General features: G+C 75.7%; 8 protein-coding genes. 2 read left to right on the forward strand and 6 right to left on the reverse strand.

What is annotated here, in order from left to right:
• Positions 1 to 111: 111 nt before the first annotated feature.
• Complete coding sequence (locus AB0E05_RS21170) at positions 112 to 669, reverse strand: hypothetical protein (protein WP_361965640.1); 558 nt, start codon at positions 667 to 669, stop codon at positions 112 to 114.
• Between the two features lie 255 nt (positions 670 to 924).
• On the opposite strand from AB0E05_RS21170, the gene AB0E05_RS21175 reads away from it, so the two are divergent.
• Positions 925 to 1,554, forward strand: a complete 630-nt coding sequence (locus tag AB0E05_RS21175) for an NAD(P)H-dependent oxidoreductase (protein WP_361965643.1) — start codon at positions 925 to 927, stop codon at positions 1,552 to 1,554.
• Between the two features lie 40 nt (positions 1,555 to 1,594).
• Entirely contained in the window at positions 1,595 to 1,963 is a 369-nt protein-coding gene (gene cutA, locus AB0E05_RS21180; RefSeq protein WP_361965645.1) for a divalent-cation tolerance protein CutA, read from the forward strand.
• 361 nt (positions 1,964 to 2,324) lie between these two features.
• Here cutA and AB0E05_RS21185 read toward each other — a convergent pair whose 3' ends face one another.
• The 5 genes from AB0E05_RS21185 to AB0E05_RS21205 form a co-directional block, all read right to left on the reverse strand.
• A complete protein-coding gene (locus AB0E05_RS21185) occupies positions 2,325 to 2,915 on the reverse strand; it encodes a TIGR03086 family metal-binding protein (RefSeq protein WP_361965647.1) in 591 nt (196 codons plus the stop codon).
• 104 nt (positions 2,916 to 3,019) lie between these two features.
• Complete coding sequence (locus AB0E05_RS21190; RefSeq protein ID WP_361965818.1) at positions 3,020 to 3,736, reverse strand: ElyC/SanA/YdcF family protein; 717 nt, start codon at positions 3,734 to 3,736, stop codon at positions 3,020 to 3,022.
• Positions 3,737 to 3,813: 77 nt separating this feature from the next.
• Positions 3,814 to 5,754 carry a hypothetical protein gene (locus AB0E05_RS21195; RefSeq protein WP_361965649.1) on the reverse strand — a complete coding sequence of 647 codons (1,941 nt, stop codon included), beginning with the start codon at positions 5,752 to 5,754 and terminating at the stop codon, positions 3,814 to 3,816.
• A complete protein-coding gene (locus AB0E05_RS21200) occupies positions 5,751 to 9,341 on the reverse strand; it encodes a DUF5682 family protein (RefSeq protein WP_361965651.1) in 3,591 nt (1,196 codons plus the stop codon). Before AB0E05_RS21200 ends, AB0E05_RS21195 begins: the two co-directional genes overlap by 4 nt.
• Complete coding sequence (locus AB0E05_RS21205; RefSeq protein WP_361965820.1) at positions 9,328 to 10,440, reverse strand: AAA family ATPase; 1,113 nt, start codon at positions 10,438 to 10,440, stop codon at positions 9,328 to 9,330. The genes AB0E05_RS21200 and AB0E05_RS21205 overlap by 14 nt, the downstream gene beginning before the upstream one ends.
• Positions 10,441 to 10,461: the final 21 nt, after the last annotated feature.

The following is a 10,461-nucleotide window of genomic DNA, read 5'->3' on the forward strand; positions in this document are numbered from 1 at the left end:
TGTGCGCGGTGTGGTTGTGGTTGTGGTTGTGCCCCGCTCCCGTCGGCCGAGCTGGGCCGGGCCGACGGGAGCGGGGACGGGGCGGGAACGGGGGGCGCGCGAGGCGGCCCGTCAGCTGCCCTGCGCGCCTCTCGCCCGACGACGCAGAAGCAGGGTCCCGCCGGCGGCGGCAGCGGCCAGTACGGCCACACCCGCCGCGATCTGGGTGGTGTCCGGGCCCACGCTGCCGCCGAGACCGGTCCGTACGTGGCCACTGGGCTCGTCGCGGCGCTGCTCGCCCGACCCCTCGTTGCCCCGGTCGCCCGACTGGTGCCTTATCACCACATCGCCCGAGCTGCGCTTGCCGTTCTTGCAGCGCACCTCGACGCGGTAGCTGCCCGACTCGATGCTGTGGGGCGCCTGGAACTCGCCGACCACGGACTCCCGGTGGGAGCCGGGGGAGAGGTGGAACTCGTCCACCCCGAGCGAACGGGCGTCCCCGGTGCCGTGGCCGTCCTTGCCGCAGGCGGTGGTGTTGACGGTGATCGTCGTGCCGGGCTCGGCGGTGGAGGGGAAGACCTCCAGCCGACCGCCGCCGTCCTCGGCGTGCGCTGCAAAGGCGCCGAGACCGAGCCCTATGGTCGCGGTGGCGAGCGCGGTGCTGGACAGCAGGCGGGCGGTGGTGCGCATGGTCTCCTCCGGAGCACGGCGTTTTGGTCCGTCCCCTCCGAGGTAAGGCGCGGGGGGCCCGTACCGCCTGCTGATAAGTCATCAGATCACGCCCCACTGCCCGGCGTGGCGCCCTGGACGCATGGCGTCACCGCAGGTCAGGAGGGGTGTCCCGGATTTCCTTGCGGTGCGCGCCGATCGGGTGACGCGGCCCGGCCGGCACGGGCGTGGGGCCGGCTTGACCTCAAGCGTGCTTGAGGTCGGAACCTCTCCTTCATGGAGATGACCACGCGGGAGAACCCGCAACTCACCCCTGCCCGCCCGCGATCGGGCCCCGACTCCCCTGCGCTGAAGCTGGCCGTCATCGTCGCCAGCAATCGCTCCGGGCGCTTCGCACCGGTGATCGTCCGGTGGTTCCTGCGCCATGCGCAACAGCGCGACGACCTGGACGTCACCCTGGTCGACCTGGCCGAGCTGGACCTTCCGTCGGCCCTCGGGGCGGCGGCGCCCGAGGGCCTGGCGGCGGTCTCGGCGACCTTGGCGCGGGCCGATGCGTTCGTCGTCGTGACGCCCGAGTACAACCACTCGTACCCCGCGGCCCTCAAGAGCCTGATCGACTGGCACTACGCGCAGTGGCACGCCAAGCCCGTCGCCTTCGTCTCCTACGGCGGAGTGTCCGGCGGCCTGCGGGCGGTCGAGCACCTGCGGCAGGTCTTCGCCGAACTGCACGCCGCGACCGTGCGGGACACGGTCTCCTTCCACAACGCCCACGGCGACTTCGACGCCGAAGGGCGCCACAAGGACCCGACGGGCTGCGACGCCGCGGCGAAGGCGCTGCTGGACCGGCTGACCTGGTGGGCGCACGCCCTGCGGGACGCGCGGAGGGAGCGGCCGTACACCGTGTGACGCGGCGCGCGGGGGTCGTACGCGTGCGTACGGTGGGCGCATGACCGACGCCACGGACCTTCCCGACGCCGTCGACTTCGCGGGCGCCGTCGCCCTGACCGTCCTGACCACGACCGACAGCGCCGCGAAGGCGGAGGAGTTGGCCCGGGGCGCGGTCGAGGCGAGGCTCGCGGCCTGCGCCCAGATCTCCGCGCCCGTCACCTCCGTCTTCCACTGGCGGGACGCCGTCGAAACGACCCAGGAGTGGCAGGTCCTGTTCACAACCGTCCCGCAGCGCTACGCCGCCCTGGAAGCCCACCTGATCGCCGCGCACGACTACGACCCCCCGGAGGTGCTCGCGACCCCGATCGTCGCGGGCGCCCCCGCGTACCTCACCTGGCTGGAGCACGAGACGGCCCCCCGCGGCTGACCGCTTCCCTTCGGGAGCGCTGGTCCCTGCGGCCCGGTGGTGGGCTTGTCGCGCAGTTCCTCCCCCTGTGCCCTGCGGGCACGGGGCCCCACCTACGCCCGCAGGGCGTGGCCATGAGGGGCGCGGGGAACTGCGCGACGAGCCACGGACGGCTTGCAGAGACCAAGCCGTCCGCAAGGGACATGGCGGGTACGTCCAGGGGCGCTGGGGGTACCACCATGCCCTTCGGATGCAGGGAGAGGAACTGCGCGCGTACCGGCCACCGGGCCGCACAGGCCAACGCTCCGCAGGGGAACGGTCGGTTTGGCGGGGCCGGGCCCGAAAAAGGGGTCGGGCCCGAAAAGGGGTCGGGCACGGAATTTCAGGCGCGGCGGCCCAGCAGCGCCAGCAACCTCGCCTGGTGGCTGTCCCCCGGCGGGGGTTCGACCGGCGGCGCGAACAGACCCGTCTTGGACAGGCCCGAGGCGTACGGAGTGACCTCGTCGAGCGCGAAGTTCACCAGTTCGTCCGGCAGCCGTTCGGGCGCGCCGATCGCCCGCGACAGATCCCACGCGTGCACCACCGCGTCCGTCGTCATCTGGGCGCAGTACGCGACCGCCGGGGTCTCCCCGTACGACAGCCAAACGGTCCGCTCCAGCGCACCCGGCGCGGCGAACGCCTTCCGCGCGGCGCGGGCCGCCGCGTCCCAGACGCCGCGCGGGTTCTTCCCGAGCACGTCGCCGTCGTACGCGTCGCCGACGTCCGCGGTGGTGGCGCCGTCGGTCACCAGGTCGGGCACCCAGAGCTGCTCGGCGGTGAGGTGGTTCACGAGGTCGCGCACGGACCACTCCGTGCAGGGCGTCGGTTCGTCCCACTGGTCGGGCCGCACGGCGTGGACGCGTTCGGTGAAGAGCGCAAGCGCCTCGGAGTGACGGCTGAGCAGGGTCGTCACGTCCTGTTCCAGGTGTGCCATGGGGCCACTGTCGCGCGCCGGGGGTGGCGACGCGAGCGTGCGCCCGTTCGTCAGCGTGTCCGTGGCCGGGACGGGTCGCCGCCGGCGTGCCCGGCGGCAGGTGGTCAGTCGCCGGCCGACGCCAGGGCCCGGTGCACGCCCTTCTCCTGCGCGCCCAGGAAACGCGGGTCCGGCTTGAGCGCAGCGTCCAGCGCCGCCTTGCCCGCCGCCGCCAACTCGCGCGCCCCGCCGTAGTACCAGGTCGCGTCGCGGCGCTCGGCGACACCGACGCCGTATGCCTCGATGCCCGCCGATTCGCAGAGCGCGAGAGCCCGCCGGATGTGGAAGCCCTGAGTGACCAGGACCGCGCGGTCCACGCCGAAGATCTTCTTGGCGCGTACGCAGGAGTCCCAGGTGTCGAACCCGGCGTAATCGCTGACGATGCGCCCGTCGGGCACGCCGCGCTCGGTGAGGTACGACCGCATCGCGCTCGGCTCGTCGTACTCCTCCCGGCTGTTGTCCCCGGTGACCAGGACGACCTTGACCTTGCCCCGCTCGTACAGCTCGGCCGCCGCGTCCAGCCGGTGCGCCAGGTACGGCGTGGGGCGGCCCTCCCACAGACCGGCGCCGAAGACCACGGCCACGTCCTGCGCCGGGACCTCCGCGACCGTACGGATCCGATCGTGGGCGGACAGGTGCATCCAGGTCGCCGGGGCGAGCGCGAGCACGGCCCCGAGCATCGCCGACTGCACCAGCCGGCGCTGACCCCGTCGGGTGCGCGGCAGGCCGAGGCGCGGACGCGCCCCGGCGGGCCTGCGCGTCCGCACCCGGATGGCCGCCACGGCCGCCCGGGCCGCCACCAAACTACGGAGGGGGCGAGGCTCGGGACCGAGGCGTCCAGGCGGTGCTATCGGTCTCTTCATACCTGGTCAGACGCTTGATGAGGCACATTGGTTCTCTTTCGCCCGCATTCTGCCGCCCCGGCCTCCTGCTTCTTTGCCCGTTCTGGCCGCTCTGTCTGTTCCGGCTGTTCCCTCTGCTCCGGCTGGCCCGTCGGGGACCAGAGCGCCGGCAGCAGGGACCGGGTCGCCGCCGTCGCGTACACCGACGCCGCGAGCCACGCCGTGGCGAAGCCGTCCGGGTCGGCGGGCAGCAACCTGCCGAGGCCGTCGCGGCGGCGGTCGGCCGCCGCGCCCGCCAGCGCCCGTATGCACTCCGCGCCCGACGACAGACCCACCGCGCGGAGCCGGCGCGGCAGCTCGTCGTCCGCGGACGCCGCCATGACGGCCCGCCCGCCGGCCACCGTCCGGTCCACCGCGCGCCGCAACAGGTCCAGCTCCACGGGGAGCGCGGGGTGAGCGCCCGCCGGCCCCGGGCCGGGGGCCGGCTGCCGGGTGTCCACGGGCAGATGGGAGCGGTTCAGCCGGCGCAGCCCGAGGTCCACCCGCAGCGGCTCCCCGTCGTGCCCCTGCCAGGCCGCGGCCAGCGCCGCGACGCTGCCCGGCCGGTCGGCGCTCACCCGGGCGATCAGCCGCAGCTCCAACCCGGGGCGGGAGGCGAGCAGTCGTACGTTCGCCGCGTACGGCAGCTCGGCGCGCTCGTCCGGCGCCAGCAGGCGCAGCAGCGGGCCACCGGCGACCCGGAAGCCGCCGTGGGCCACCACCCCGGTCAGATGGAGCAGGTCCCCGCCCGCGGGCCGGGTCTCCGGCGGGCTGGCCAGCCAGTCCAGCGCCCGGGCCAACTGCTCGGCCGCCGGGCGCTGCCACAACCGGTCGAGCGGCGGCTCGTGCCAGTGGGCGCCCGCGGTCGTCACGGACCGGATCCGCGAACCTCCGCCGACCCGGCCGTCCGGGGAGACCGTCGGACCGGTCAGGATCACCGCGCCCCCGTCGCCCCAGTCGCGCAACGGCAGTGCGCAGCCGCCCGGCACGGGGGTGCCCGCGGCCTGGAGCGCGCGCTCGGGCGGGCCGGGCGCGACGTCCGCCACGGTGTGCACCGCGCCGTCGGCGGTGACGCCGTAGCCCACCGCGCCCGCGTAACCCGACGCGGTGACCACGGGCTCGGTGAACAGCCCGTACAACCGAAGAGGCTTGGCCGGCTCGTACGCCCGGCGCGCGGGCGTCACCGCCTCGTCCGGCGACCTCAGCAGCTCCAGCAGCCCGGCCAACTCCGCCGACAGCTCCGGCAGCCGGAAGCCGGGGTCCTGCGAACGGGCCTCGTCGAGCCGGCGGGCGATCCGTACGGCGGCGGCTGCGGGCAGGTGCAGCCCGGCGACCTTCGCCGAGTGCGCGGCGTGCAGCAGCCCGGCCCGGTGGACGGCACCGGAGCCCGTGACCCCGGCGACGAGCACATCGGTGGCGGCGGTGCGCAGCGCGACCAGCGCGGTCGACTGGGCGGTGGTGAGGGCGGCGCCGGTGGCAGAGGACGCCGCACCGGTGGATCCGGACGAGTCCGCGCTCGCTGCGGGCGCCTCGTTCGCCGGCGCTGCGTCGGGAGCAGCGGTGTCGGTCGTCGGGGCGTCGGGCGGCGGGGGGTCGGCGACCGCTTCGGCGAGCGGGGCGCTCGACAGCACCGCCGCCCGGTGCAGACAGGCCGGCGCCAGGAGACAGCCGCACACCGCGTCCGCGGCGCGGGCCACCACCCCGTCGGTGAGCGTGAGCGTCACCGCCGTCTCGTCGTCCACCCGGATCCGCACGCCGTCGGGGACGGCCTCCACCGGCCAGCCGGCCACCTTCGCCGTCGCCCCGTCCACCCGCTTGCGCAGCCGGGCCGGCAGCAGGTCGAGCGCGCCGGCCGCCACGTCCGCGGCCACCGGAGGCAGCGCGCCTGCGGTGGACACCGAGGGCTGAGGGGTCGTCATCGAGCGCTACCTCCCACGCGTTCGCCGACCCAACGGGCCAGCTCCAGAGGGCTGAGTGCGGCGACCGGCATGCCCGCCGCCACCAGACGGCCCGCCACACCCGTCGAGTACCGGGGCCGTCCCTCGTCGTCCAGCGAGGCACAGCCGAGGACGTGACACCCGGCGTCGACCAGTGCCCGCACCTCCGCGAGCAGCGGCCCGACCGGGCCGCCCTCCTCGAAGTCGCTGACCACGACCACCAGGGTCCGGGACGGGACCTTCACCATCGAGCGGGCGTGCCGCAGGCCCCGCGCGATGTTGGTGCCGCCGCCGACCCGGACCTCCAACAACAGGCCCAACGGGTCGTCCACGCGGTCGGTCAGGTCCACCACCTCCGTGGAGAACGCCAGGAAGTGCGTGCTGAGGGCGGGCACCCCGGCGAGGACCGACGCGGTGAGCGCCGACCAGATCGTGGACGCCTCCATCGACCCCGACACGTCGACGACGAGCACCAGCCGCCAGTCCGTCGACCGGCGCGCCCGGGTCCGGAACACCGGCCGCTCCGGGAGGACCGTCACCGCGCCCGTCTGCCCGTCCCGGCGCGCCGTCGCCAAATTGGCCCGTACCGTACGCGCCAGGTCCAGCGGCCCGCCCGGTCGGCTCGTCGGCCTCGGGTGGGTCAGGCCGGTGAGCGCCGGCCGCAGCCGATTGGCCAGGGCCGCAGTCAACTCCCGCACCAGCGCGGCGACCAGCGGGCGCAGCCGGGCCAACTGGTGCTCCGGCATGCCGCCCGCGTACGAGAGCACCGTCCGCAGCAGGTCGACGGAGGGCTGCACGGATAGCGGGTCCAGTTCCATGGCGGCGTCGAGGCGGCCCGTGTCCGCGGCTGCGGCCAGCACCTCCTCGCGGACGCCGGGGCCGAAGAGCGCGACCAACTCGTCGGACCACTCCCGCACCCCCGGGAACGACGGCCCGTCTCCCCCGCCGTTCCCCGCGAACTCCTCGTCGCTGAGGGAACCTTCACCCCTGCCGCGTCCGTACAGCTCGTCCAACGCCGTGGCGGTGCGGCGGGCCTGACCGCTCAGGCCCTGGCCGCGGCCGAGGAGCAGCCGCCACCGATCGCCGGGCGACAGGGCGTGGTCCGCGTCCGCAGCCGCCGGCTTCGCGACCCGTGGGGCGGGTGCGGCGGCCGGCGTCCGGGCGGCCGGTGCCTCCTCCGCAGGGGCGCTTACGGCCAACCCCCGCGCCGCCAGGGCCTCCCGGCCCGCTTGGTCCGCCAACGCCAGCAGGGCCAGCGCGGCCGGGTCCGTCACCGGCCCGGACAAGGTGCCCGCCGCCGTCCCCGTACGGTCCTCCACCACGGCGAGCAGCCGTGAACGAGCGGCGGGCGACAGTACGTCGAACCCGGCCCTCAGCGCCGGAAGGCGATCCAGGAAGGCCCGGTCCGAGAAGGACTCCACCCGCTCCACCAGCGGATCGAGCGCGCCACCGGTCTCCAGGAGCGGCCCCGCGCCCAGGAGCGCACCCCGCAGTACGTCCGTGAGCTGGGCCCGCAGCTCCCGGGAGGTCGCGCCGTCCGCCCGCGACGCGAGGCGCGCGCCGAACGCGGCGGCGTCCTGCTGCCCGAGCAGCACCTGCGCGGCCCCCGCGGCGCCCTTCATCAGCGCCGTGCCGTCCGACTCCAGCCGGGCCAGCGCGTCCACCAGCCGCAGCCCGCCGCCGAGCCCAGCCGCCCGGTCCACCAGTGCGAGCAGGGCGTGGGCGTCCGCCGGCTCGGTGGAGCCGGCGAGCCCGTCAAGCGCGCGCACCCCCGCCGTCGTCAGCTCCTCGTACGCCCCGTCCACCGCAGGGCGCTCCCAGTCCGCGTCGATCCCCGGCACATGGCCGGCTCTGATCCGCTCCAACAGGGACATGCCGTCCAACAGCTCCGGCAAGGTGCCCGTGGCGGGCAGCAGTTCGGCCAGCTCGGCGAGGCGCTGCGCCGCGAGCGACGGCAGCACGCAGCGCGTCGCCTCCGCCAGACCGCCGACGGCGTCGGCCGCCGTGGGCCCGCCGCCGCGGTGCTCCTCGGCGCTCCGGCGGCGCAGCACGCCCTCCGCCGCCTGCTCCAGGGTCACTCCGTGCACCCCGGCCACGTCGAGCATCGCCGCGGTCGACGGCGACCAGGCCACGTGCCACCGCGTGGTCAGCGCGGACGCGTCGCCCACCGTGGCGACGGAGGACTCCTCCCCGTACGGCACCCCGCAGACCACGAGCCGCCGCAGACTGATCTCCCGGCGCCGGTCGAGGTCGCTGCGCAGCACGTCGAGCCGCAGCTCACGGCGGTCCGACGCATCCGGCCCCGGCAGCTTCAACTCGGACAGCAGCGCCTCGACCGACGGTCCGAGGCCCGAACGCGGGGTGTCCGGCGCGAGCCGCCCCCTGCGGCTCCCGACGAGGACGTCCTCCATCGCCGCCGCCACGACCCGGCCGCGCCCCAGCAACTTGCCCTGGGTGAGCACGGTCTGCACGGCCTCCGCCAACTCACCGCGGCCGGCCGCCGGAAGCCCGCGCAGCGTCGCCAGGTCCCGCGCCACGCGCACCACTTCGCGGGCGTCGGCCGGACCGCTGGGATGGCCCGCGTTCCGTACGGCAGCGCAGATCCGCACCGCCGTCGCCGTCAGCAGCTCGTCCATCCGCGCCGGGTCGCCCCCGGCGCGGAACACCCCCTCCTGCCACTCCGGATCCCGGATGCCCGCCGGATAGCCCGAACGCTCGTCGAGCAGCGGATACGCATACGGCACCAGGGACGTGACCACCTCCACCGGAGCGTCGGTCCCGGCCTCCGCCCCCGCCGGCGCCACCGGCTCCGCGGCACCGGCGCCCACCAGGGCGGGCGCGTGGAACGCCCCGATGACCGCCGCCGCACGCCGGTCCCCGCGCTCGGCGAGCCGCCGCCTCATGTGGGCCTCGCGCCGCAGGTCGTACGGGTCGATCCAACCGGGCGGCGTCCGCTCGTCCTCCCGCAGCGCCCACCCGACGAGCAGCGCGGCCCGCCGCAGCGCCTCCGGCGCACAACCGGGGGCGGCGGCCTCGACCAGCCGGTCCCACAGGTCGTCACCGGGGCGGCCACCGGCACGGGCGCGCAGCGCCGCCGCGAACCCGGGTCCGGGCCCGTCGCCACCGGAACCACGGGAGTCCTCGCCGGGCACGGCCGTGCCCCGGCGGCCGTCCGAGCCGTGCCGGGCGGCGAGCGGCAGGTCGAACGGGACGACCTCCACGCCGGCCTCCCGTGCCCACCGGATCGCCGCCAACTCCGGCGAGAACGCGGCGAACGGCAGGAACACCAGGTCCGCACCGCTGCCCGCGAGCGCGACCGGCGGCACCGTGCGCGGGTCCGCCAGGTGCTCCAGCCAGGGCGCGAACTCCTCCGGCAGCTCCACGAACACCACCTCGGGCGCCGCCTGCTCCAACAGCGCCGGCACGGCCGCCGCCAGCGCGGGGGAGTGGTGCCGCACCCCGATCAGATACGGCTCCCGACACCCCGCGAGCACGTCCGCCGCCTGCGTCGGCGACCAGCCCCCGGCCGCGGCGCCGGAGGGCTCCGCCACCGGGTCATCCGAGGTCATCGCGCAACTCCCACAGCGTCCGCCACAGCGGCGCACCGCTCTCCGCCCGACGGCGCACCGGCCCGTCCCAGTAGCCGAGGAGCCGGGCGTGGTCCGCGGGGTCGTCCTTGCGGACGGTGCCCAGCAGATGGCCGGGCAGGGAGCGCACCACGTCCCGGCCGTCGCCGAGGTACGCCGCACCCAGCCCCATCGCCGTGGCCACGTGCACCGCCTCCGCGGTCGACATCACCGTCGACGGCCGCTCCACCTCCCAGCCCTCCGTGCTGCGCCCGGAACGCAGGTCACGAAACGCCGTGACCAGCGCTTCCAGCACCGCGTCGTCCACCCCGAAGGCCGCCCCCGAGCGCGTCAGCGCGGCCGTGGCCTGCGCCCGTACGAGCGCGGTCTCCGCGTCCAGGTCGTCGATGGGGCCGACCTCTTCGAAGTTGAACCGGCGCTTCAGGGCCGCGGACATCTCGGAGACGCCCTTGTCGCGCAGGTTCGCCGTGGCGATGAGGGTGAACCCGGGGGCCGCGTGCACCGTGCCCTCCGACAGCGCGTCCCCCGCCAGCTCCGGCACGGCCATCCGCCGCTCCGACAGCAGGGACACCAGGGCGTCCTGCACCTCCGGCAGACAGCGGGTGACCTCCTCGATGCGGGCGACCGCGCCGGTGGTCATCGCGGTGAGGACCGGGGAGGGCACGAGGGCGGCGCGGCTGGGGCCCTGGGCCAGCAGCATCGCGTAGTTCCAGCCGTAGCGGAGCTGGTCCTCCGTGGTGCCCGCGGTGCCCTGCACCGTGAGCGTGCTCGTACCGCACACGGCGGCGGACAGCAGCTCCGACAGCATCGACTTCGCCGTGCCCGGCTCGCCGACGAGCAGCAGCCCGCGCTCGCCGGCGAGGGTCACCACGCACCGCTCCACCAGCGCGCGGTCGCCCACGAACTTCCGCCCCACGACCAACTGGCGCCCGTCCGCGGCGCGCAGCGGCTCGTCCCCCGAACCGCAGACGAAGAGCACCACCGCGCGGGGCGTCATCCGCCAGCCGGGCGGCCTCGGCCCGTCGTCGTACGCGGCGAGGAACGCCAGCTCCTGCGCGTACCGGTCCTCCGGCAGCTCCATCTGCCGGGCCCCCGGCTGCGG

This window comes from Streptomyces sp. NPDC048057, from assembly GCF_040653095.1.
In the GTDB taxonomy this organism is placed as follows: Bacteria; Actinomycetota; Actinomycetes; order Streptomycetales; family Streptomycetaceae; genus Streptomyces.